The sequence below is a fragment of the Sedimenticola selenatireducens DSM 17993 genome, assembly GCF_000428045.1.
Lineage (GTDB): Bacteria > Pseudomonadota > Gammaproteobacteria > Chromatiales > Chromatiaceae > Sedimenticola > Sedimenticola selenatireducens.
The window spans coordinates 15,751-39,330 of the sequence record NZ_ATZE01000022.1 but is presented as its reverse complement, the minus strand read 5'-3'; the positions used below and the strand labels follow the sequence as shown (position 1 = coordinate 39,330).

Genomic DNA, 23,580 nt, shown 5'->3' with positions numbered 1-23,580 from the left:
GACTGTCTCCTCACCGCGCTGCCTTTATCTGCGTCGGCTGAACATGATCTCCGGTGTTATTTCCGAAGGCGTTGCGTTCATAGCTGATGACCGCCGCCAGATCCAGGTCCGAGAGCTGACCGGCAAACGCCTGCATGGCTGTGCCCTGCTTGCCGTTCAGCACGATGTTGATATGAGCCTCAAGGGGGCCGGTCGCCACCGGGCTGCCCTTGAGGGGCGGGAATACGTTGGGTACACCGACACCCCCAGGCTGATGGCAGGCGACACAGGTCTTGTTGTAGATTTCCTCACCCCGCGCCACCAGTTGTTCCAGGCTCCACTCCTGCTCTGACAACGCCTGCTCACTCTGCTGGGCCACTTTCTGACTTGCGACCCACTGCCGGTATTCGTCCTCGGCTTTGGCCACGACCACGATAGGCATAAAGCCGTGATCCCGGCCACACAGCTCGGCACATTGACCGCGGTAGGTACCGGGCTCCTCTATCCAGGCCCAGGATTCATTGATAAAGCCGGGAATGGCATCGCGTTTCCAACCCAGGTCGGGCACCCACCAGGAGTGGATGACATCATTGGAACCGAGCAGAAAGCGTATCTTTTTCTGCGTCGGCACAACCAGCGGCTGATCGACTTCCAACAGATAGTGTTCGCCCTTGGGCGAGCGGTTTTCGATCTGGTCACGAGGGGTCGCCAGCAGACTGAAAAAGCTGACCTCATCATCCAGATAGCGATAGTGCCATTTCCACTGATAACCGGTGACCTGGATGGTCAGGTCAGGATTGCTGGTATCCTCCATGGCGATCAGCGTTTTGGTTGCCGGTATCGCCATCGCCACCAGAATCAGGCTCGGCACCAGGGTCCAGATAATCTCCACAAAGGTGCTTTCGTGAAACTGCGCGGCCACCGCTCCTTGTGAACGACGGTGGCGGAGAACGCTGTAAAACATGACGCCAAACACCAGCACGCCAATCGCCACGCAGATCCACAGGATAATCATATGCAGGTCATAGATCTCCCGGCTGATCGGGGTCACGCCCTGACGCAGGTTAAGGGTGTAATCCGCCTGAACAACTGGTGCCGCCTGAACCAGCAGCACCGCGGTAAGACCGGTGACTATCCGTTTTATCCCGTTCAACAGAGCCTCCAACCATAGCGTTTTCGCATAGCCGCGACGGCTTTGATTGGCCGGAGATTCACATTGTCAAACACCAAAGATGTGGTGGCCAATTCTGGCTGCAGCCTTGATGCTTACCCTGAAAGTAGCGATGAATGGCAGGTCTGGTGGCAGGCGCGCCACAGACAGCAGAAGGATGCCAAGGACTTGATGCTACTATCGAGACAGCACCCTAAGCATAGTTGATGAATGGCGTTATTCAATTATTGGAACCGGTCTTGTATCCTGACTATCCACCGGTATCCTCATATGATTTAGCGGTACCACAGGATGCATCCAGAGACGAATCGTATTCCACAATTTAACGATCCACCCGTTCTGCCAATCTGCCTATCCATGCGGCCGGATATCCGGCCAGTGCCCACGGGACAGCCTATTTCTCGCTGTTATCCGGCCCGTCGGCACCACCGCTTTTGGTCCACTGATTGATCAGATCGACCGGCAACGGGAAAACAATGGTGTGGGTATTCTGGCCGGCAATCTCGGTCAGGGTCTGCATGTAGCGTAACTGCAGCGCCTGCGGTTGTTTCGCCAGGATCTGCGCCGCATTGAGCAGTTTTTCGGCCGCCTCCAGTTCACCGCTGGCATGGATCACCTTGGCGCGCCTGGAACGCTCCGCCTCGGCCTGTTTGGCGATGGCGCGGATCATGCTCTCATCCAGGTCGACGTGCTTGATCTCCACGTTGGCCACCTTGATGCCCCAGGCGTCGGTCTGCTTGTCCAGGATCTGCTGAATATCGGCATTGAGCTTGTCACGTGCGGACAGCATGTCATCCAGCTCATGTTGGCCAAGCACCGATCGCAGGGTGGTCTGGGAGAGCTGGCTGGTCGCCTCCAGATAGTTTTCCACATGGATGATAGCCCGCTCCGGATCCACTACCCGGAAATAGAGTACCGCATTGACCTTGACCGAAACGTTGTCCAGCGAGATGACATCCTGGGTCGGCACGTCCATCACCAGGGTTCGCAGATCGACACGCACCATCTGCTGAATCACCGGCACCACAATCCACCAGCCCCGGCCCCTTCACCTTGTAGAAGCGCCCGAGCATAAAGATGACGCCGCGCTCATACTCGCGCAGGATGCGAAACATCGTGATCATCAGTAATACAACAGCAACGATCAACGTCAGAGCAAAGTACTGTATGCCTATCATGTCAATCCTCCAGCTTGTCGACGACCAGGGTCAATCCATCCATCGCCCGGACCCGGACCCGGTCGCCCACGACCAGCGGGTCGGCACAACGCACCGACCAGAGCTCACCTTCAAGCCGCGCCATCACCTGATCGGCACTCACCCGTTCAATTGTGGCACACTGGTTGATCACCGACTCCGCGCCGAAGACCCGGGGTCGCCGGTGGGCGCGCATGGCCATACTCAGAATCACAAACAGCAGCACACCGGTGATAACCGACAGGGCCACGATGACCGGCATCGCCACCTGATAAGCGGGAATTTCGGTGTCCATCAGCATGATCGAGCCGACCACAAAGGCGATCAGCCCACCGACCCCAAACACGCCAAAACTCGGCATCATCACCTCGGCCGCGATCAACCCCACACCGAGCAGCATGAGACCGAGTCCGGCATAGCTGATCGGCAGTATCTGAAAGGCGTAGAGCGCCACCAGCAGGCAGGTTGCGCCGAGTATACCGGGCAGGCCGAAGCCGGGATTGGAGAACTCGAAGATCAGTCCATAGAGGCCGATCAACATCAGCACATAGGCGACATTGGGGTTGGTAATCACGGCGAGGAACTCACTGCGCCAGTCCGGGTTATGCACCACCCGGGGTGCGGTGACCAGATCCAGACTGATTTCCCGTGAGCCGATCTTGATGCGCTTATCCCTCAGTGCTTTGAGCAGTGCTTCGGTATCCGCCGCAACCAGGTCGATCACGCCCATCTCCAGGGCGCGCGCAGCACTCAGGCTGGCCCCCTCCCGTACCGCCTTTTCCGCCCAGTCGGCATTGCGGCCACGCAGTTCGGCGAGACTGCGGATATAGGCGACGGCATCGTTGGTCACCTTGCGCTCCATCGCGCTCTTGGAGGCCGGGGCTGCCGGCTTGTCGTCACCCGCGGCATCACCGCCAGCCTCCGGCTTCGGACTTTCCCCACCCGGTGCCGGGGTCAGCGGCGCACCGATCGAAACCGGGGTCGCCGCGCCCAGATTGGTGGCCGGCGCCATGGCCGCTATATGGCAGCTGTAGAGCAGAAAAGTACCGGCACTGGCCGCGCGCGCGCCGCCGGGTGCCACATGACAAATCACCGGTATCGGCGCGGCCAGAACCGCTGCGACCATATCGCGCATGGAGCTGTCCAGCCCGCCTGGCGTATTGATCCTCAACATTACCGCTGCCGCGCCGGACCCGGCCGCCTGCTCCAGTCCGCGCACCAGGTAGTCAGCCGTTGAAGGACCGACCGTGCCATCCAGTTTCAGCATCCAGAGTGCACCCGCCGGCACGCGCTCCTGCTCTTCGGCCTGGACCGATACTCCCGATGCAATCAGCAATACCAGCAGCAATAGCCGGAGTGTGGAATCCAATATATTCATACCTGTCCCACCTTCTCACGATTTAAGTATAGAAGGCTCAGCCGCACGGTGACTTGCGTTCACGCATGGCTGGCATCGCCCCTGAACACAGCTGGATCAGATGGGTCGTCAGCTCCACTTTTTACTGGAGCAAAGAGCGGAGCGTGCCGACAGATTCCAGAAAAAATTCCCGTTGCCCGGGACGCGAAGGAGCGGATACATGGTAAATAATGGTTTTATGAAACTAACCGTGTTACAGATTGCCACACTATGGAATAAACCAATCTGCTCATAAACACCCGAGCGGAACAACCGACTGGAAGCACCATGACTGTGAAAATACACCGATTAGGCCTGGCCGCCGCAATGCTGATGATCTCAGGTACACTGGCCGCTGATGCAACCGGGCCACTGAGCCAGTATCAGCCGCCATTGAGCGAATCATTCAAGCAGCAACTCAGAGAGGCGGATCTTGCCGCCGGAGAGAATACCTTCATGCGCAAATGCTCATCCTGCCACGACCTTAAGCAAGAGGGCGGTCACGGCAAGGGGCCGCACTTGTGGAACCTGATGGGGCGCAAGGCCGGTACGGTGGCGGGGTTTGAATTCTCCGCCGCCATGCGCGACAGCGGCCACACCTGGAGTATCAATGCCCTTAACTATTACCTCACCAATACGGAACAGGCAATACCCGGCAGGTTAATGGACTTTCGCGGCATCCGGCGTGATGCAGAGCGCGCCAACCTTATCGCTTTCCTGAGCCAGTTCAACGACAACCCGCCCGCCCTGCCTGAATGAGCACGGCCGCTATTGCGTAACTGTCCGCCCGGCATGTGGACGGCGCCAGAAACGATAGACGATCAGGGTGTGAATCAGAAGACCGGCTGCCGACAGGTAGCCGATCATGCCGTCATAATTTCCCACCATAAAGTTGAACATGCTGTCCGGATTTAGGTCGGTGAATTTTCGTACGATTTTGATCACAAACACAAAGCCGGCATGCGCCCCAATGCAATAGGCGATATTGCCGGTGCGCTCCCGTACCACGGCAAAAAAGGCGCCCAATCCAAACAGGGCGATGAATGAATCGGCTATCTGCCATTCGGTAAACTGCACAAAGGCACCGGACAGAATCAACAATCCACTGTACCAGGCCCCCGCCGCATCGCCTGACACCGGCAGCGGTTTAATAAAATGCAGCCCGGCATAGAACAGGCTGGAGAGTAACAGGGTTACTGCAAAGCCGTGATCCCTGCGGATGGCACCAAACAGCCCACCACGGAAGAAGGTCTCCTCGATAAAACCGATCAGCAAGCCGCCGATCAGGGCAACCAGCGTAGTTTTCAGCAGCAGGGGTAACCATGCCTCCGCTGGAATACTGACGGTGCGCACGCCAAACAGGATCAGGGCGACACTTAACAGCATCAGGATCAGCAGGCCACTGAGCCAGCCTCGCAGCAGATCGCGCAGAAATTCCGATTTCGCGAGGCCATAGCCAAGCCCGATCCTGTTGTCGATGGCAAAGTGCCGGATGATGAGAATAAACCCTGGTATGGCAATCAGCTTTGCCACGGTATTGATCAACTTGTGCGGTCCATTGCTCATGCTCTCCTGCAGCAGATTGTAGAGCGGATAGTTGATCAGGGCGCTGAGAAACAGGGACACCAGCAGGAGCAGAACAAAGTAGGCGAAGGCGCGCATGGATGACGGATACTCCGGTGCGGATCATTGGCATGGTGGATACAGGTCAGCCGCGCATTCTACCGGAAACCGGCGCGTGGCAACATGCAGTTCGCTCTCTGACCGCCGGCCGGGCCTGTCCGACACAACACCACTAGCTCATCGCGCAAAAAAAAGGGATAGTCGGGTTAACTACTGCCTAACCCGACGATCCCTTGAACCGGTGGTGATCCCTATCGATCATTACCACCGGAGTCAGCCTACCTTCACTTTTTACCTTCTATCAGGAGCAGCAGCTCCCCTCCTGTACCCCCAGGCGCTTCAGAATACTCGCCAGGGGACAGAAGTTGGTGAACCCACTCTGTGCCAGGTTCAACCCAACAAACACCCCCAGAAATATCCAGTTGGGGTGAACAAAATGGGCCAGGGCGATACTGATCAATACCATCAGTCCCGCCACAATATGTACGATTCGATCAACTGTCATTAGTCTCAATCTCCCGATTGACTATGATGATTAGAAGCGATAGGACATCTGCAGATTCACCACATTCTGCTCCAGCTCGATCTTGTTGCCACTGCCGCTGCTCGAAGTCACCTCGTTATGGAAGGCGTGGGCATAGGAGAGCGAGGTGAACAGGCGCTGACCGAGCTGGCGGGTCAGACCCAGTGTCAGGTGTGCCTCGGTGACCGCCAGGGAGCCGATGTTGCGGTCCACGTCTTCCGGGCCGATAGGCGATTCCCCATAGTTGAAGCCTGCGCGCACGGTGGTTTTTGGATTAACCTGTTTCTGCACACCGATGGCAAACACGGTCTGATCCGACCAGCCGAAATCCATCTGTCCCATACCCGCGGGGGTCTTGAAGGCGACCTTGTCCAGCACATCACTGAAGGCGATATGCTTGATATCGGCCTCGATCAGCAGACCCGGCATCGGCTTGAAGGCGAGACCTACGCTGAAGATCGGCGGCGCATCCATGGTCATGCCATAAGTACCCGCCGTGGTGTTCCACTTGAACTCATCCATCTCCTGCTTGGTGGTATAGGAGGCACCGATGGTGAAACGGGGACTGGGTTTATAGGTCAGACCAAAGGTGGCACCAAAACCATATACCTGATTCTGTGGCAGCTGGAACGCAGGAGTGGCCAGCGCCAGGCTCTGATAATCGATATTCAGGGCGGCACCCACCGCCAGCTTGTCATTCACCTGATAACCGAATCCCGGGGCGATCTTGTAAAACTGCTTGGTGGTGACAATCGACTGGAAACCGGGAGCTGGCTGCGTGTCCGGAAAATCCACCCCCATGCCGGAGAGTCCGGCCATGCCCATGCCCAGGGTCAGCTTCTCATTCGGCCGATAGGCGAGCGCGCCTGCCGGCATCAGATAGTAATCCGAATCACTCTCCTGGTTGTTCACCTTGCGCGGCGGGTTCAGGATGCCGAAACCAAAATCGGCCCGAAACTCCTGCATCGACAGGTCGGCCAGGCCGGCCGGGTTGGTCAGTACGGTGGCCGCGTCCTGGGGCGCGGCGGTGTGAGCACCAGCCATACCCCACTGCATGGCGGTTACACCCAGCATCTGGTCGCCATTGGTAGCGAAAGACGGGGCGCTGATGATACCAAGTGCCATGGCTACTGACAGTCTGCAGTATAATTTCTGCATTATATTCTCCTCCAATTGATGGTTTTATGTGGCTGTTTGTTTTTGTTGTTTAGCGGAGCAGTGCGGACTTTCCGGGCACACCGCGGAATATACTGTGGCAACTGAAGCAACCCTGGGTGATATCCCCGACCAGCGCGGATGCCTTGATCATATCCCCTTCATCCGCGGCCGCTGCCAAACGCTTGGCATTGCCCTCCACGGCATCATTGAACCCGGCCAGCGCACTGAGACCTTCGTCATTGACAAACTTGATATCCAGATAGGGCACCAGGCCACCGATGGGGATGCGGTGGTTGGCCAGACGACGAGCGCTGTCAGCGGCCTGCTCGGCATTGTCGGTAAGGACACCGGTGACCATGCTATGGTAATCCGACAGCACCTCATGCATCACCTGGCGCAGGGTCACCTTGTCGCTATGACGGGTATGCTGGCCATAGATCTGCAGCAACAGTTTCTTGGTCTGGGGTGACAGTGCCTTGACCTTTTCCTGCAGCTCCGGTTTCATTAAACTGATCTGCTGACCCATCATCTGTTGCAGTTTCTGCATATCGGGCGCAGCATTTTGGGCCTGCGCCACGCTGACGCTGGCGGACAGACTGATGGCGGCGAGTAGCACCGCACCTTTTTTGATAGTACCTTGAAACTGTTTTATCGGGTTTTGCATAAAATGAGACCTCTTCTGCGGTTGCACAACGGCATGAAAAACATGGACTGTCTGTTGGTTTTGTTGTAACTGGTGAGATTGTCGAAGAGTTATGCGGATTTGATTGCGCTGAGGTGTCATGTTGTTTCAAATTGTTTCAAAGCGGTTACATATATCCGATCGGAACGGCCATGAGTGAGCAGACCGGCCGTCTGCTGGTGGTGGATGACGAACCTGAACTGCGGGCATTGCTGAAACGTTATCTGACCGAACAGGGTTACCAGGTCGAGGCGGTGGCCGACGGCGCGGCCATGGAGCGTTATCTGAAAAAGCAGCCGGTGGACCTGATCATTCTCGATCTGATGATGCCGGGTGATGACGGTTTGACCCTGGCCAGGCGCTTACGCCAGCAGGGGGACCAGGCCATCATCATGCTCTCCGCCCGGGGCGACGAAGTGGACAAGATCGTCGGACTCGAGGTAGGAGCTGATGACTACCTGACCAAACCGTTCAATCCACGCGAATTGCTGGCGCGGGTACGCGCGGTCCTGCGGCGCAGCCCGCAGACACAGCCCACTCACGCTACTCCCGGGGAAGTGATCCGCTTCGGACCGTTTGAACTCAATCTCTACAGCCATAAACTGAGCCGGGGACAGACGGACATTCCGCTCACCGCCGGTGAATTTGAACTGCTGCGCATTTTTGTCCAGCACCCGAACAGCGTATTGAGCCGGGATCGCCTGCTCAATCTGACCAAGGGCTATGAGCGCGCTCCCTTCGACCGCAGTATCGATGTACGGGTCAACCGGCTGCGCCGCAAGATCGAGACGGATGTCTCCGAGCCGCACTACCTGCGCACCATTTGGGGCGCGGGTTATCTTTTCTCCCCCGATACGTAATCCTGCCCTGTGACGTTCCTGAAGCCACGCACCCTGTTCGGCCGCACCCTGAACACCATCGCCGTGGTTTCCATCGGCTTTCTGGTGTTCATGCTGATGGTGATCGGCTCACTGCTGCTGATTCCCCTCGGGCAGCGCTCCGCGGATGACCTGGCGGCCCTGATGATCGCCAGTGCGGAACAGTGGCAGACAGCCGGCTCTGAACGCCCCGCGCTGGAGGCGATGTTCGTCAATCGCTACCACATCACCCTGACCGGTAGCGACCAATCCCATCCACCCAGCAACAGCTGGCTACCCTACCGCTTCTTTCTTGAACAGGCCCTGAGCCAGCGCACCGGGCAACCGATTCGGCTGCTGGAGGAACGCTCGGTCAGCCAGGGACAGTGGTTCTGGGTCGATATCCCAATCAGGGGGCAACTGATACGGCTCGGCTTTCCACGCTCCCGAATCGGCGTCCGCCCGCCTGTCGCCATCCTGCTGGTGCTGATTGTCGGTGTCGGCGTAACCCTGATCACTGCCGTGGTCCTGGTCAAGCGCCAGACCGCGCCGCTGGAGTCACTATCCAAGGCGGTCCGCACCCTGGGGTCCGGTGAGTGGCCTGATCCGATTGCCGAACGGGGTCCCGATGAGCTGGCCAACCTGGCCCGCAGCTTCAACCGCATGACCGGGCAGGTGCGAGAACTGCTGGCCAACCGCACCACTCTGTTGGCCGGCATCTCCCATGACCTGCGCACCCCCATCACGCAGATTCAACTGGCCCTGGCAATGTTGCCCGATGAAGGAGGCGATGCCGAACTGCTGGCCGGCATTCGCCGCGATCTGGAGCGGATGAACCGGTTGATCGGCATGTTTCTGGATATCAGCCGGGGACTGGAGGGGAGACAGAGTGAGAACCTGCTGATCGAGCCGCTGCTGGACGAACTGGTCCGAAAATTCAGGGAACATGGCGTCACCATCCACTGGCAACCCTGCCCCGGCTGTCGCCAGGAGGTCAACGCCATGGCATTGACCCGCATCGTCTCCAATCTGCTGGAAAACGCCCTGCGCTATGGAGAAGGATCACCTATCTCCGTGACTTGCGGCTGTACCGAAAAAGGAGTGGTCATTGCGGTCTCGGACCAGGGGCCAGGCATCCCTGAAGAGGAACTGGAAAATGTCTTCCGCCCCTTCTACCGCCTGGAACAGTCGCGCAACCAGGGTACCGGCGGCAGCGGCCTGGGACTTGCCATCGTCCGGCAACTGGCACTGGCCTATGGATGGGATGTGACACTGCAGGCCAAGCCGGAGAGCGGCACAACAGCCACCATCAGCCTGAACCGAAAAAGCTGTGAGCCACAACCATGACCCGATCACTCATCGCGGCACTACTCTGCCTGGCTGCATTCACAGCCTGTAGCGATACGCTGAAGCCCTTCACCAGTGACGGTTGCAGCGCCTTTCCCGATGGCACCCTGCAACAGCAGTCACGCTGGGTGACCTGCTGCATAAGACACGATCTGGCCTACTGGAAGGGCGGCAGTTATGCACAGCGTGTGCAGGCAGACAGGTCACTGCAACGCTGTGTACAGCAGGTCGGGGAAAGGCAGATTGCCGATCTGATGCTGGCGGGCGTGCGGGTCGGAGGGTCACCCTACTGGCCTACATCCTTTCGCTGGGGCTACGGCTGGTCCTACGGCAGGGGCTATAAGCCGCTATCAGAGGAAGAGAGACAGGAGGTCAAGGCACAGTTGATCAATCTCAGACTACTGTTGGAAACCCTGGACAAAGAGTTGGAAGACGGCATATCCCGATAACCGCTCAGCCGGCGTCCATAGCCGCTTCGAGAAGCCGTACCAACTCCTGCGCCTCCTGCAGAAACGCCGGCAGCTCCTTGGCCTTCAGACGCTGGCCAAAACGATAGAACAGCAGATCATGGCCCCGCCCCTCCACGACCAGTCCGGGGTGATTCAGCAGAAACGCCCGCACCTCGGGGTTAAACAGCATCCGGCAACGGACACCGTCCCTCACCAGCAGATGATAGGCCTGACTGAACGCTCGCGCCTCTTCAAAGAACAGCGGCGAGAAGCCGAACCGGGCAGCGACCTGACGCTGGTGACTCCGAGTGGGACTGACATCAAAATCGGCAAAGCGCATTGTCGACTGCACGCGAATAACGGTCTGATTGCGCCGCTCCATACTGACCGGATCATCGGCTGCCGGGTGGGCGCCATAGCCCTCACCTGCCGCCATGGCGTCGTAGCTGTAGTCGAAGATATCAATCTGATCACCCTGCTGCTTTCCCGACATCCGGTTGGCGATCTCCCGGTTGCCCTGTGCCAGCAGGTCAAACTCCAGCGCACTCAAGTCGGCGGATATGGGCTGCAGGCCTGAACTGAAAGCCAGCCCCAGTCGTTTGGCGGTATGCTCCAGATTATTGCTCCGCTGCAGTTCCGTATAGACACCGGCCGCGACAATCAGCACGATAACAATCAGGATGGCTATCTTGGTCATGGTTTTCTCTGTTGCGACATCATCCGATTCGGGTCAGACAGCCATCCCTGACTGCCCTGCTCATGGGCTAATACGATACACTAAATTCAAGAACCACGGGCGGACGGCTCCTCTGATGCAGCTCCTTCAACAATTCATCGCACAACACCGGCAGCTGCTGGTACTGACCGGTGCCGGCTGCAGCACCGACTCCGGCATCCCCGACTATCGTGATGGCGAGGGTCTGTGGAAACGCCGCAAACCGATTCTCTACCAGGAGTTCATGGGCAGCGAGGCCACCCGCCAGCGCTACTGGGCTCGCAGTTACCTGGGCTGGCAGCCGTTCAGTCAGGCCATTCCAAATCCCGCGCACCACGCCCTGGCCCGCCTGGAATCACAGGGCAGAATAGGCCAACTGGTCACCCAGAACGTGGACGGCCTGCATCAGAAGGCGGGCAGCCGCCGGGTCATCGACCTGCACGGCCGGCTGGAGCAGCTCTGCTGCCAGTCCTGCGGCGAGCTGGAATCACGCCACTGGATGCAACAGAAGCTGGCCTCACTCAATCCCGGGATCGACGCACTGAGCGCCACCACCGCGCCAGACGGCGATGCCGATCTGGAGATCGATTTCAGCCGCATAACCATACCCGGCTGCCCGATCTGTGGCGGCATCCTGAAGCCTGACGTGGTGTTCTATGGTGAGCAGGTGCCGCGCAGCCGCATCGCAGCGGTCTATGACGCCCTGCGCCAGGCGGATGCGCTGCTGGTGGCAGGCACTTCCCTGATGGTGTTCTCAGCGTTTCAGTTTATCCGTGAAGCATCCCGACTGGGCAAGCCGATTGCGGCAATCAACCAGGGAAAAACACGGGCGGACCACCTGTTTCAATTAAAAATAGAACAACCCGTCGGTGATACCCTGACGGCGCTGTCCGCCAGCCTGCCGGAGTGAAGTCTGCCGCTCCGGTCACATGACGTTTGCTTCATAAGCCGGGAATTACTGCGCCAGGAATCTGTCCCGCTGCACACAGGGGCAGTGTGTCGAAAACCACCATAACCGACTGGCTGCTACTTACCAGCAGATGATTATTATCATTACCTTATAAACCCGAACATGCGAGTATAAGGAGCAGCAGAAATAACTTGGCGCTGTTCCGCCCGGAACGGATTGAGAGCTTAAACAGGAAGGCCCATGGACAGGAAAACCGATTTGAGCGAAACCCGCAGCCTCTCGGTGGCCATTATTGGTTCCGGTGGGAGCGGGGTGGTGACGACTGGAAAAATACTGCTCGAGAGTATCGCACGGTTTGGCCTTTATGCGTTGATGACCCGCTCATCAGGGCCCCAGATCAGGGGCGGAGAATCGGCCATCATGCTGCGGGTGGCAGACCGGCCGGTGGCCAGCCTGGATGACCATTTCGATCTCCTGCTGGCACTGGACTGGCTGAACGTCGACCGCTTTGCCGACGAACTACCGATCAGCACCGAATCGATCATTCTGCGCGACAGTGACCAAGGCGAGGTGCCGCCACGCTTTAATCTTTCGCCGGAGCAACAGCTGGCGGCCCCGCTCTCGCAACTGGCCGCTGAATCCGAAAACGGCCGCGCCAATATGGTGGGGCTTGGTCTGCTGGCGCAGCTAATGGGCCTGCCACTGGAAACGGTTAAAGAGACCGCGCAGGATATCCTGAAACGGAAAGGAGATGCCGTCCTAGCATCCAGCCTGCTCTGTATCGAACAGGGCTACGGGCAGGCACCGGAGAAAAAAATCGTCACCCCGCTGACACAACCCGCATCACCCACGACACGCTGGAATATCAGTGGCAACGAGGCGAGCGGACTGGGTGCCGTGCAGGGCGGCATACGTTTTGTGGCCGCCTATCCCATCACCCCAGCCAGTGAACTGCTGGAGTGGCTGGCACCGAACCTGGAACGGCTGGGTGGCGGACTGGTTCAGGCGGAGGATGAGCTGGCCTCCGTCAACATGATCATCGGCGCCTCCTTCGGCGGCGTCCCCTCACTCACCGCCACCTCCGGCCCCGGCCTCAGCCTGATGATGGAGGGACTTGGCCTGGCGGTTGCCAGCGAAACCCCGGTGGTGGTCAGCAATGTGATGCGCGGCGGTCCCTCCACCGGCATTCCCACAAAATCCGAGCAGTCAGACCTGAACCTGGCCCTGTACGGCCTGCATGGTGATGCCCCGCACCTGGTTTTGTCTGCCCTCTCCATCCGGGACAGCGTGTTTACTACCGAATGGGCGGTAAAACTGGCCGAGACACTGCAGACCGTGGCGATAGTGCTGAGCGACCAGTCGCAGGGCCAGGCCCGGGCGGTGATCGATCCGCCCACTTCACCCATGCTGGAAGGCAAACGCAAACTGGCCGTTGAACACGCGGATTATCGACGTTATGCACTGACGGAAGACGCCGTCTCGCCGATGGCCATACCGGGCGACGCCGACTGCATGTATACCGCGGACGGTCTGGAGCACAATCAACTCGGCACCCCCTCGGCAACCGCCACGGACCATCAACTGCAGCTGGACAAAAGGCGCAATAAACTGAGCGGATTTGATTACGGCGACGACTGGGCAGATATCGGCGGCGAAGGCGATATCTGTCTCATCACCTGGGGCTCCGCCAGTGGCGCCGCCCGGGAGGCGGCTGAACGGCTCACCCGGGCGGGCTACCCGACCCGCACCGTTGCGGTTCGCCTGCTCTCCCCGCTACCGATCGCCCGGTTCAGCGCCGCCATCGAGGGCACAACCCACCAGCTGGTTGTAGAACAGAATCACGGCGCTCAATTCTATGATTATCTCAACGCGCGCAAGGTGTTGCCCCCGACCGCCGGCTCTCTTGCCCGACCCGGGCCGCTGCCATTACGGCCCCAGGAAATCGTCAACCACATCATGAAAGGACTATAAAATGCACGGCCCACCTCCCCTGCCGCCCCTGAAGGCAAAAGATTACAAGTCGGATGTCAAACCGATCTGGTGCGCCGGCTGCGGCCACTTCGCGGTGCTGAGCGCCATAACCAAATCACTGGCCCACCTCGCGCTGCCCCGGGAACAGGTGGCCCTGGTTTCCGGTATTGGCTGTTCATCCCGCCTGCCGGCCTACACCCATGTGTATGGATTTCACGGCATTCACGGGCGCGCCCTGCCGATCGCCACCGGACTGAAGGTGGCACGCCCCGATCTGACAGTGCTGGTGACCGGCGGTGACGGCGACGGTTTCTCCATCGGTGGCAATCACTTCATGCACGCCTGTCGACGCAATCTTGATCTGACCTATATCGTGATGGATAACGAGGTGTACGGCATGACCAAGGGACAGGCCTCGCCCACCACCCCGCCGGACTGGACCGAGAGCAAACTAACGCCTCACGGCACCGGCCTGCCCAGTTTCAACCCGGCCGCCATTGCGCTGGCAGCAGGGGCGGGATTCATTGCACGGGGTTTCTCCGGTGATCCGAGCGGACTGACCGACCTGCTGACCGAGGCCATCCAGTATCCGGGCTTCGCCTTCATTCATGTGCTCAGTCCCTGCGTCACCTTTCATCCGGAACAGAAGGCGTGGAAGCAGACCGTGCATGAGCAGACCCAGACCACCACCGCCGACCGCGTTGTGGCGGCCCAGCGCCTGCAACAGGATGATCGCATGGCGACAGGCCTGATCTTTCGGTCGCCGGCCAACGCCAGGACGGAACATGCCGCCCCCGCGCACCCAGCCACACTGGAGCAGATGGCCGCGCGGTTTTTAACCGGGTAAAGCCCCCAGCCGGGAGCCTGCTTATCAGAACGCTTGGTATAGAAAGGCACTGTCCCAATTATGTGTTGGTCTTGTTTTGGCTTAGCTTGGCGATTCGCCCGGTAGGAGCGGATTTATCCGCTCCTACAAAATCACCGCCCCTCACGCAACAGGTAACTGGGACGGAGCCATAAAAAAGGCCCTTGCATGAAGGGCCTTAGTAACTTTACCGGCGAAGCGGGCCAAATCAGCCGCAAAGACGCTCGTACTTGGCCTGCAACTCCTCTTCACTCTCTTCGTGATCCGGATCCTTGGGGATACAGTCAACCGGGCAGACTTCGACACACTGGGGTTCGTCATAGTGTCCTACACACTCGGTACAGAGCTCCGGATTGATCACGTAGATCTCGTCGCCCTGGGAGATAGCCCCGTTCGGGCACTCCGGCTCGCACACATCGCAGTTGATGCACTCATCAGTAATCATTAATGCCATAACACATACTCCTGAAAGAGGTCCTTTACCTCATATTTTCTGGGTTAAACCGGTTGCTTGCCGTTTAGCGCCTCGACAACAAGGGGATGCACAAACTCTGACACATTCCCCCCCAAGGCCGCAATTTCCTTTACCAGGCTTGAGGATATATAAGCGAACTGTTCGGCCGGGGTAAGGAACATCGTCTCCACCTCCGGTGCCAGTCGCCGGTTCATCCCCGCCAGCTGAAACTCGTATTCAAAATCGGATACCGCGCGCAGGCCACGCAGAATCACATCCGCCTTGCACTGCCGGGTAAAATCCACCAGCAGGGTATCAAATTCAATAATCTCAATCTTCTTCACCGAGGCCAGCACCTGGTTGGCCAGATCGACCCGTTCCTGAAGCGAAAACCGGGGGCGCTTGCCACTGCTTGCCGCCACCGCAACGATAACTTTATCAAACAGTTTGGCCGCACGCTGGATCAAGTCGGTATGACCATTGGTAATGGGATCAAATGTACCTGGGTAGATTGCAATGGCCATAGTGTATGTCCTTGGTCTTTAGTCGCCCGTATCGGTGCTGAACCTGACGGCAATCGCATAACGACACAAAAATATGGTAAGGGATGGCGGCGATCATCTGATTGAAGAGCCGCATCTTACCGCGAAGGGCCCGTTTCTGATCAGCGAAGCGAGCCCGTTTTGTTCCCCAGGGTGCGAGATAATAGTATCGGATGAGACAATGTCAAATGAGAAATCTCATTTTTCCGGAAATTTATCAACCCTGTATGCTATCGGGTATAAAGCGCATAGGCCACTTGACCGGCCTTTTTCTCTTTCAGATTGACCCAGTGCGGAGGGAGTTTAGGGGTCGGGCCGTGCAGGTCCCACTCCAGATAGATACGTGGATCGAGCCCCAGCCAACCACCTTGATCCAGCTTCCGGCAACAGTCGGTGAGCAGGTGATCGGCGAATGGCGGATCCAGAAAAATGATATCGAACGGTTCCGGCGCTTGATCGAGCCACTTGATGGCATCGGCCTGGCGCACTGCGACCGACGCCATGTCCAGCAGCGCGCGGTTTGCCTCCAGTTGCGCGGCAACCCGTGAATCCTGTTCCAGCAGGGTCACCTGCCCGGCGCCACGGGACGCCGCCTCAAATCCCAGCGCGCCACTGCCGGCGAACAGGTCCAGGCATCGCGCTCCGGGAAGCTGCATCTGCAACCAGTTGAACAGCGTCTCGCGGGTACGGTCGGCGGTCGGACGCAGTCCGGGGCTGTCGGGAAACTCCAGCCGACGCCCGCGATGCTCGCCACCGATGATGCGGACCTGGTTGCCCTGTCCCGTACGATGCCGCTGTTTTGCCATGGCCGCTCAGTTGGCCTGCTGCTCATTGCCCACCACGACCGTGAGCAGCTGATCCGGTTTGATACGACGCTTGAAGGCGTCGCGAATCTGTTCACCGGTAACGCTGTTGACCTTGTCGACGAAGGTGTCGAGATAGTCCAGCGGCAAGTCATAGAAACCGAGCATAGCGATGTGTTCCAGTATCTTGCTATTGCTGGCGATGCGCAGCGGGAATCCACCGGTGATGTTCTGCTTGGCTGCAGTCAGTTCCGCCTCGCTCGGCCCCTGTTCGATAAACCGCGCCAGGGTTTGGCGGATCACCTCCAACGCCTCACCGGCCTTGGCGTTCTGGGTCTGGGCGCCGATCAGAAACGGCCCGTTTCTGCGCATCGGCGAGAAGTAACTGTACACACTGTAAGAGAGGCCCCGCTTCTCCCGCACCTCTTCGCTCAACTGGGAGACCAGCCCACTGCCACCGAGGATATGATTACCTACGTAAAGCACGAAGTAGTCAGGATCGCCCCGGTGCATGCCGGGCTGTCCCATCAGGATGTGAGACTGGCTGGAAGGAAACGGCAGGTTCAGGGTCCGCGAAGTCTGCAAGTCGGATACCGGGGGCAATTCCGGAGCACGCTCTCCAGATTGCAGCCCGGCGGTCACCAGTTCTGCAAGGCGCGCGGCCTCCGGTTGTTCCACCGCACCGACAATGGCGATTACCGCATTCTGCGCCACGTAGAACTTTTTATAGTGGGCAATCACATCTTCACGGGTAATGCGCTCCAAGGACTCCTGGGTACCCTCCACCTGGGAGGCGTAGGGATGGTCGCCAAACAGGGTGTGCATAAAGGTCTTTTGTGCCACCGTGCCGGGCGACTGCTCATCATGATTCAGCGATACCAGCATCGCTTTTCGATTGCGCTCAAAGGCAACCGGATCGAAACCGGGAGCGCCCAGTACCTGGGCTACCGTATCCAGAGTCACGGTCAGCGCCCGCTTCTCGGTCAGGGTACGTACCGTCAACCAGGCCATATCGCGCTGGGAATCCACCGACATCTTGGCGCCGACACTGTCCAGCCGGCGGGCAATCTCATCGGCATCCCAGTCACCTGCCCCCTCTTCCAACAGGGCACTGGTGAGTGCCGCGGCACCAGGGATCGCTTCACGCGCACTGCCGCCATCAAACACCACCCGCAGATCCAGCATCGGCAGCTCCGGCGCCGACACAAACAGGACCCGAGCACCTTTTTCCGTGGTCCAGCTCTGGATCGCCGGCCCAGCCCAGATCTGGTTCGACAGCAACACCAGTACCAGCATCAACACACGATAGCCCATCCGCTTAACCTCCATGACGCCCCCCTGCGGACCGGCGCACCTGCTTACCATTTTCCATCGGCTGAGGATCCAGCTGAGTAACCGTCAGATTGTCATCCTGCAGATAGCGCTGCGCCACCGCGCGCACCTGTTCGGGCGTCACCTGCTTGAGTTTTTCCACATACTGATCCAGCAATCGCCAGTCCAACCCGATAGTCTCCAGCATGCCGATCTCCATCGCCTGATAGAACACCGAATCAAGCTCAAACACCTTGGAGGCGATTACCTGGGTGCGTACCCGATCCAGCTCCTCTTCCGCCACCAGATCGGTGCGCAGGCGGGCAATTTCCTCACGCAACGCCCCTTCCAGTTCGGCAATGCTGCGTCCCTTGGCCGGAGTTCCATCAAGCATCAGCATGCCCGGCAGACGGGTAAAGGCGTTGTATTCCGCACTGGCAGAGAGCGCCACCTCGCTGCCACGTACCAGATTTTTACTGAAACGGGCGCTGTTACCACCATCCAGTATCGCCACCAGCATCTCCAGGGCATAAGGCTCCCAATCCTTTTCCGCCGTGGTGACCACCGGGGTCTTGTAGCCCATCACCAGGTAGGGTTCGTTGGCGGGTATCCTGACTAGCGAGCGGATCTCACCCTTCTGCGGCGGTTCCCGCAGGGGTTTCAATACCGGGACCGGCTCCTGCTTCAGTGGACCGAAATACTGCCTGGCCAGTCTGAAGACCTCCTCCGGCACCACATCACCCACCACCACCAGAATGGCGTTGTTCGGTGCATACCAGAGACGGTACCAGTCGGCCAGGTCCTCAACCTGCATATTATCCAGGTCATTCATCCAGCCGATTACAGGATTGGCATAAGGCAGGCTGCGGTAGGCAAGTGCAGCAAACTGCTCATAGGTCTGTCCGGTCGGCTTGTCCTCGGTACGCAGGCGTCGCTCCTCCTTGACTACCTCGACCTCCTTGGCAAACTCTTCGGCCGGCAGGGTCAGGTTACGCATCCGGTCCGCCTCCAGCTCAAGGGAGATGGCCAGCCGGTCACTGGACATCGTCTGGAAGTAGGCGGTGTAGTCTCGCCCGGTAAAGGCGTTCTCGGTGCCGCCGTTGGCGGCAATAATGCGCGAAAACTCACCCGGCGCATGGGATTGGGTTCCCTTGAACATCATGTGTTCAAGGACGTGGGAAATGCCGGTAATACCATCCGGCTCATAAGAGGCCCCCACCTTGTACCAAACCTGGGAGACCATGATCGGCGCCCGGTGATCCTCCTTTACTATCACCTTCATGCCGTTATCCAGCCGTGTCTCATGTACCTTGATATCGGCCAGCACGGATTCGGCCGATGCAGAACTGGATAGCAGCAACAGGGCCGCGCTAAGGAGTAATCTCATATTGTGTTCCATGACACCCTTTAATTACCGATGAAGTAAGAGGGATAGGTTGATTCCCCGCAAAATGATACGATCGACTCTAACACTTAAAAACCGGCCTGCAGATTATTTTCACTGCACGCATAAAGTCCAGGGCCGGATTTCCTTTAAAGAGACAAGACGTATTGCCATCAGTTCAATGGCATACCGGATAAACCAGCATGTTCGGATTTGGAAAGAAAAAACCACCCCAGACCACTCCCGGCGAAACCAGCATCGCAGCAGAACCTGAAGCCAGGGAGGGGTTATTTGCACGCCTTAAAAACCGGTTGGTCAAGACCCGCAGCAACTTTACCGATGGACTGGCCAACCTGGTGCTCGGGCGCAAGAGTATCGACACCGACCTGCTGGAGGAGCTGGAGACCCTGCTGCTGATGGCGGATGTCGGGGTGGACGCCACCAGCCGCATCATTGACGACCTGACCGGACAGGTAAAACGCAAGGAACTTTCCGACCCCGAGCGCCTGACCGCAGTGCTGAAGGAGCAACTGGAGCAGATCCTCAGCCACTGCGACAAACCGGTCCGCCAGGCAAAACCCGGCAAGCCTCAGGTGATCCTGATGGTGGGTATCAACGGGGCAGGCAAGACCACCACCATCGGCAAACTGGCCAAGCGGCTGCAGGATGAGGGACAGAGCGTCATGCTGGCCGCCGGCGACACCTTCCGAGCCGCAGCGGTGGAACAACTGCAGACCTGGGGAGAACGCAACCGGATACCGGTGGTGGCCCAGCACACCGGAGCGGACTCTGCTTCGGTCATATTTGATGCCCTGCAGGCAGCCACCTCCCGGGGCATCGATGTCCTGATCGCCGATACCGCCGGGCGCCTCCACACCAAAGGCAACCTGATGGAAGAGCTGGCCAAGATCGCCCGGGTAATGAAAAAGATCGATCCCGACGCCCCACATGAAGTGATGCTGGTGCTGGATGCCACCACCGGGCAGAATGCCCTCAATCAGGCCACCCAGTTCAACCAGACCGTTGGGATTACTGGCATTACCCTGACCAAGCTCGATGGAACGGCCAAGGGCGGCATCGTCTTCGCCATTGCCGAGAAGCTCGGCCTGCCGATCCGCTTTATCGGGGTTGGCGAGGCCATCGAGGATCTCAGGCATTTTGATGGGGCCGAGTTCGTCAACGCCCTGTTTGCGGAATAACACACAGCGGTCCGGCGGATGATCCACTTTGATAACGTCACCAAGCGCTACCCCGGTGGACATGAGGGGCTGAGTAACGTCAGCTTCCATATCGAGCCGGGGGAGATGGTGTTTCTCACCGGGCACTCGGGTGCGGGCAAGAGTACCCTGCTCAAGCTGATCGGACTGCTGGAACGCAGCACCCGCGGACAGGTCCGGGTGGCCGGACGCAATCTGACCCGGCTGGGCCGTGGCCAGATCCCCTATCACCGTCGCGAGGTCGGCATGATCTTTCAGGATCATCGCCTGCTCTATGACCGCACGGTGTTCGACAACGTCGCCATGCCGCTGGTGGTGGCCGGCCTCGGTCATATCGAAATCGGCCGCCGGGTGCGTGCCGCGCTGGACAAGGTGGGGCTGCTCTCGAAGGAGAAGAACCTGCCGATCACCCTCTCCGGTGGCGAGCAGCAGCGGGTCGGCATCGCCCGCGCAGTGGTAAGCAAACCGCCGGTGGTATTGGCCGATGAGCCCACCGGCAATCTGGACCCCGCGCTATCCCGGGAGATCATGAGCCTGTTCGAACAGTTCAATGACGTAGGCGTCACCCTGCTGATCGCCACCCATGACCTGGAACTCATCTCACGCATGAACCGGCGCATCCTGGTACTGGAAAAGAGCCGACTGGCGAGGGACAGCGCCGCCGAGGTGATGACCTGATGCGCAGATCCCGCAAGAAACTGTCAGCCAGGATCAGTCCACGCAGCTCCCTGAGAATGGATGTCTGGCTGATGCGTCATCTGCAGGTAGCCCTGGCCAGCCTGGGTCGCCTGATCCGGACCCCCCTGTCCAGCCTGATGACCACCCTGGTGATCGGCATTGCGCTGGCCCTGCCAGCCGGACTCTACCTGCTGTTGGGCAATGTCCAAACACTCAGCGGCAACTGGGATGGCGCTGCCAGCATCTCGCTGTTTCTGAAGCAGGAAACCAGCGACAAACAGGCACGGCAACTCACCAGCCGACTGCAAAACGATCCGGCCATCAACCAGGTCAAATTGATCAGCCGAACCGAGGCACTGGAGGAGTTTCGCCAGCTCAGCGGCTTCGCCGGCGTCCTGGATAGCCTGGATGAAAACCCGCTCCCCTCGCTGCTGATCGTAGAGCCAACGGCGCAACATGCGGAACCGGTCCCGGCCGAGGCACTGCTCGCCAGACTCAGACAGAACAGCGAAGTAGAGTTTGCCCAGCTCGATCTGCAGTGGGTCAGACGCTTTCACGCCATTACCAGGATCGCCCAGCGCGGTGTCATCATCCTGGCATCGCTACTGGGGCTGTCGGTCCTGCTGATCGTCGGCAACACCATCCGGCTGGAGATTCAGAACCGTCATGCGGAAATCGAGATCACAAAACTGATCGGCGGCACCAACGCCTTCATACGCAGACCCTTCCTCTATAACGGCGCCTGGTATGGTCTGTTTGGCGGCATCTCCGCCTGGCTGATGGTCACCGTCTCACTGCTGCTGCTGGATAACCCGATCGAACAGCTCGCCGGGCTCTACCAAAGCGGCTTCCAGTTAAGCGGCATCGGCTTCTCCACCCTGCTGATGCTGCTCGGCGGCAGCACTCTGCTGGGACTGGCCGGCTCATGGATTGCCGTGGGCCGGCATCTGAATGAGATTGAACCCTCCTGAAATCAACGATCGCGCCACTCTCCTGGAACTTATCCGGCAATTAGCACTCCTACACCGCGAGTGCTAAAATGTAATGGCACTCCATATTCAAGAGTGCTAATATAATACCAGACTAATTAACTAGGGTATTTCAGATGAGCAAAGAACTCGCTATCGCAAACACACTGCCCACAGGCAGTATCGACGCCTACATCAGCGCTGCCTATCAGTTGCCGATGCTGAGCGCCGAAGAGGAGCGTAGCCTGGCAGTGAGACTGCAGGAAGAGGGTGATCTTGAGGCAGCCCGCGCCCTGGTGATGTCCCACCTTCGCTTTGTCATCCGTATTGCACGGGGTTATGCCGGTTATGGCCTCGCCCTTCCTGACCTGATTCAGGAGGGAACCGTCGGTCTGATGAAGGCGGTGCGCCGCTTCGATCCCGACCACGGCGTTCGCCTGGTCTCCTTCGCTGTCCACTGGATCAAGGCCGAAATCCACGAATACGTCCTGCGCAACTGGCGCATTGTCAAGGTGGCCACCACCAAGGCACAGCGCAAGTTGTTCTTCAATCTGCGCAGCTCAAAAAAACGGCTGGGCTGGTTCTCCCAGGAAGAGGTCGAGGGCGTCGCCAAGGATCTCGGCGTCAAGCCGGAAACCGTGCTTGAAATGGAGAGCCGCCTCAACAACCATGACCTGGCGTTCGACGGCATTGATCACGGTGATGATGACCAGGCACCAGCACCCTCAGCCTATCTGGCCGATATGCGTATGGAACCCTCTCGTCAGTTAGAGAACACCGACACGGAGGAGAATGACAAAAAACAACTCTATCTGGCCCTTGACGGACTGGATGAGCGCAGCAAGGAGATCCTGGAAGCCCGCTGGCTGGCGGAAAAGAAGATGACACTGCATGAGCTGGCGGATAAATACGGGGTCTCAGCCGAACGCATCCGGCAAATCGAAAAGGCCGCCATGGGTAAACTGAAGGCGCACCTGATAGCCTGAGACAACCGGGAAACATGAATAATATTTCATGTTTCCCGACATCTGATGTCACGCCAAGTAAAATAATTCAATATTACCTCATAAAATCCCCAGAAAATAACTATTCTGTTACATGGGTAATTATATTTAATAGCTATTTCACATTGAGTTAGACATTTTTTTAGTTTAATTTTAGATTAACGACACCCCTTCTCCATCCTGTTGACCCCAACACACCTAGCCGTTATGCTCACCCCGCGAATCCTTAAGCAGTGGCATTTAAAGGGTTTTTGCCTCAAATCAGGTCTGCACATTCAGTACCGTCAGGTGCATGTGCGACCTCCAAACAAGCATTAACGGACATATAAAACCCGAAATGATATGTACTATTTTTCATTTCTTTCGACTGACACCGA

General features: G+C 58.4%; 23 protein-coding genes and 1 pseudogene. 11 read left to right on the top strand and 13 right to left on the bottom strand.

The features are described from left to right. Positions 1 to 10 precede the first annotated feature (10 nt). The 3 genes and pseudogenes from coxB to A3GO_RS0115545 form a co-directional block, all read right to left on the bottom strand. A complete protein-coding gene (coxB, locus tag A3GO_RS0115555; RefSeq protein ID WP_335340055.1) occupies positions 11 to 1,132 on the bottom strand; it encodes a cytochrome c oxidase subunit II in 1,122 nt (373 codons plus the stop codon). Between the two features lie 412 nt (positions 1,133 to 1,544). Next, positions 1,545 to 2,328, bottom strand: a pseudogene (locus A3GO_RS24115) (slipin family protein). Between the two features lies 1 nt (position 2,329). After that, positions 2,330 to 3,724: an NfeD family protein gene (locus tag A3GO_RS0115545; RefSeq protein WP_029134188.1), complete on the bottom strand. Its 1,395-nt coding sequence runs from the start codon at positions 3,722 to 3,724 to the stop codon at positions 2,330 to 2,332. A 306-nt stretch (positions 3,725 to 4,030) separates the two neighbouring features. Between A3GO_RS0115545 and A3GO_RS24110 the strand changes: the two genes are divergently transcribed. Beyond that, positions 4,031 to 4,501: a c-type cytochrome gene (locus A3GO_RS24110; protein WP_051302447.1), complete on the top strand. Its 471-nt coding sequence runs from the start codon at positions 4,031 to 4,033 to the stop codon at positions 4,499 to 4,501. Positions 4,502 to 4,510: 9 nt separating this feature from the next. On the opposite strand, the gene A3GO_RS0115535 is transcribed toward A3GO_RS24110, so the two are convergent. The 4 genes from A3GO_RS0115535 to A3GO_RS0115515 form a co-directional block, all read right to left on the bottom strand. Continuing rightward, a complete protein-coding gene (locus A3GO_RS0115535; protein WP_029134187.1) occupies positions 4,511 to 5,404 on the bottom strand; it encodes a CPBP family intramembrane glutamic endopeptidase in 894 nt (297 codons plus the stop codon). 262 nt (positions 5,405 to 5,666) lie between these two features. After that, the gene (locus tag A3GO_RS0115525; RefSeq protein ID WP_029134186.1) at positions 5,667 to 5,870 is read right to left on the bottom strand and encodes a YgaP family membrane protein; all 204 of its coding nucleotides are present in this window, start codon (positions 5,868 to 5,870) and stop codon (positions 5,667 to 5,669) included. 30 nt (positions 5,871 to 5,900) lie between these two features. Then, positions 5,901 to 7,046, bottom strand: coding sequence for an OmpP1/FadL family transporter (locus A3GO_RS0115520; RefSeq protein WP_037375634.1), 1,146 nt, complete (start codon positions 7,044 to 7,046; stop codon positions 5,901 to 5,903). A 49-nt stretch (positions 7,047 to 7,095) separates the two neighbouring features. Continuing rightward, positions 7,096 to 7,710, bottom strand: coding sequence for a cytochrome c (locus A3GO_RS0115515; RefSeq protein WP_245621759.1), 615 nt, complete (start codon positions 7,708 to 7,710; stop codon positions 7,096 to 7,098). Positions 7,711 to 7,880: 170 nt separating this feature from the next. Between A3GO_RS0115515 and A3GO_RS0115510 the strand changes: the two genes are divergently transcribed. The 3 genes from A3GO_RS0115510 to A3GO_RS0115500 are packed head-to-tail and all read left to right on the top strand — an operon-like array spanning position 7,881 to position 10,381. Continuing rightward, positions 7,881 to 8,588 (top strand): response regulator, encoded by a 708-nt coding sequence (locus A3GO_RS0115510; RefSeq protein ID WP_029134183.1) that lies wholly within the window; start codon positions 7,881 to 7,883, stop codon positions 8,586 to 8,588. A gap of 9 nt (positions 8,589 to 8,597) precedes the next feature. Beyond that, a complete protein-coding gene (locus A3GO_RS0115505; protein WP_029134182.1) occupies positions 8,598 to 9,932 on the top strand; it encodes a HAMP domain-containing histidine kinase in 1,335 nt (444 codons plus the stop codon). Then, the gene (locus A3GO_RS0115500) at positions 9,929 to 10,381 is read left to right on the top strand and encodes a hypothetical protein (RefSeq protein WP_029134181.1); all 453 of its coding nucleotides are present in this window, start codon (positions 9,929 to 9,931) and stop codon (positions 10,379 to 10,381) included. Before A3GO_RS0115505 ends, A3GO_RS0115500 begins: the two co-directional genes overlap by 4 nt. A gap of 4 nt (positions 10,382 to 10,385) precedes the next feature. Here the strand turns inward: A3GO_RS0115500 and A3GO_RS0115495 are convergent, their stop codons facing one another. Next, entirely contained in the window at positions 10,386 to 11,078 is a 693-nt protein-coding gene (locus A3GO_RS0115495; protein ID WP_029134180.1) for a hypothetical protein, read from the bottom strand. Between the two features lie 115 nt (positions 11,079 to 11,193). On the opposite strand from A3GO_RS0115495, the gene A3GO_RS0115490 reads away from it, so the two are divergent. The 3 genes from A3GO_RS0115490 to A3GO_RS0115480 all read left to right on the top strand — a co-directional run bounded on the left by A3GO_RS0115490 (position 11,194) and on the right by A3GO_RS0115480 (position 14,824). Next, positions 11,194 to 12,006 carry an NAD-dependent protein deacetylase gene (locus A3GO_RS0115490; RefSeq protein WP_029134179.1) on the top strand — a complete coding sequence of 271 codons (813 nt, stop codon included), beginning with the start codon at positions 11,194 to 11,196 and terminating at the stop codon, positions 12,004 to 12,006. A 240-nt stretch (positions 12,007 to 12,246) separates the two neighbouring features. Beyond that, entirely contained in the window at positions 12,247 to 13,977 is a 1,731-nt protein-coding gene (locus A3GO_RS0115485; protein WP_037375631.1) for a 2-oxoacid:acceptor oxidoreductase subunit alpha, read from the top strand. 1 nt (position 13,978) lies between these two features. Continuing rightward, entirely contained in the window at positions 13,979 to 14,824 is an 846-nt protein-coding gene (locus A3GO_RS0115480) for a 2-oxoacid:ferredoxin oxidoreductase subunit beta (RefSeq protein WP_029134177.1), read from the top strand. 226 nt (positions 14,825 to 15,050) lie between these two features. On the opposite strand, the gene A3GO_RS0115475 is transcribed toward A3GO_RS0115480, so the two are convergent. The 5 genes from A3GO_RS0115475 to A3GO_RS24105 all read right to left on the bottom strand — a co-directional run bounded on the left by A3GO_RS0115475 (position 15,051) and on the right by A3GO_RS24105 (position 19,339). Further along, positions 15,051 to 15,296: a YfhL family 4Fe-4S dicluster ferredoxin gene (locus A3GO_RS0115475; RefSeq protein ID WP_029134176.1), complete on the bottom strand. Its 246-nt coding sequence runs from the start codon at positions 15,294 to 15,296 to the stop codon at positions 15,051 to 15,053. Positions 15,297 to 15,340: 44 nt separating this feature from the next. Beyond that, positions 15,341 to 15,820 carry a pantetheine-phosphate adenylyltransferase gene (gene coaD / locus A3GO_RS0115470; protein ID WP_029134175.1) on the bottom strand — a complete coding sequence of 160 codons (480 nt, stop codon included), beginning with the start codon at positions 15,818 to 15,820 and terminating at the stop codon, positions 15,341 to 15,343. A 248-nt stretch (positions 15,821 to 16,068) separates the two neighbouring features. Next, positions 16,069 to 16,644 carry a 16S rRNA (guanine(966)-N(2))-methyltransferase RsmD gene (rsmD, locus tag A3GO_RS0115465; RefSeq protein WP_029134174.1) on the bottom strand — a complete coding sequence of 192 codons (576 nt, stop codon included), beginning with the start codon at positions 16,642 to 16,644 and terminating at the stop codon, positions 16,069 to 16,071. Between the two features lie 6 nt (positions 16,645 to 16,650). Next, a complete protein-coding gene (locus A3GO_RS0115460) occupies positions 16,651 to 17,970 on the bottom strand; it encodes a M16 family metallopeptidase (protein ID WP_037375628.1) in 1,320 nt (439 codons plus the stop codon). Continuing rightward, positions 17,960 to 19,339: a M16 family metallopeptidase gene (locus A3GO_RS24105; RefSeq protein ID WP_037375626.1), complete on the bottom strand. Its 1,380-nt coding sequence runs from the start codon at positions 19,337 to 19,339 to the stop codon at positions 17,960 to 17,962. Before A3GO_RS24105 ends, A3GO_RS0115460 begins: the two co-directional genes overlap by 11 nt. Positions 19,340 to 19,539: 200 nt before the next feature. On the opposite strand from A3GO_RS24105, the gene ftsY reads away from it, so the two are divergent. The 4 genes from ftsY (at position 19,540) to rpoH (ending at position 23,185) form a co-directional block, all read left to right on the top strand. Beyond that, positions 19,540 to 20,535: a signal recognition particle-docking protein FtsY gene (ftsY, locus tag A3GO_RS0115450; RefSeq protein WP_029134172.1), complete on the top strand. Its 996-nt coding sequence runs from the start codon at positions 19,540 to 19,542 to the stop codon at positions 20,533 to 20,535. An 18-nt stretch (positions 20,536 to 20,553) separates the two neighbouring features. Beyond that, a complete protein-coding gene (gene ftsE / locus A3GO_RS0115445; protein ID WP_029134171.1) occupies positions 20,554 to 21,231 on the top strand; it encodes a cell division ATP-binding protein FtsE in 678 nt (225 codons plus the stop codon). Further along, positions 21,231 to 22,202 carry a permease-like cell division protein FtsX gene (gene ftsX / locus A3GO_RS0115440; protein WP_029134170.1) on the top strand — a complete coding sequence of 324 codons (972 nt, stop codon included), beginning with the start codon at positions 21,231 to 21,233 and terminating at the stop codon, positions 22,200 to 22,202. The genes ftsE and ftsX overlap by 1 nt, the downstream gene beginning before the upstream one ends. A 134-nt stretch (positions 22,203 to 22,336) precedes the next feature. Beyond that, the gene (gene rpoH / locus A3GO_RS0115435) at positions 22,337 to 23,185 is read left to right on the top strand and encodes an RNA polymerase sigma factor RpoH (RefSeq protein WP_029134169.1); all 849 of its coding nucleotides are present in this window, start codon (positions 22,337 to 22,339) and stop codon (positions 23,183 to 23,185) included. Positions 23,186 to 23,580: the final 395 nt, after the last annotated feature.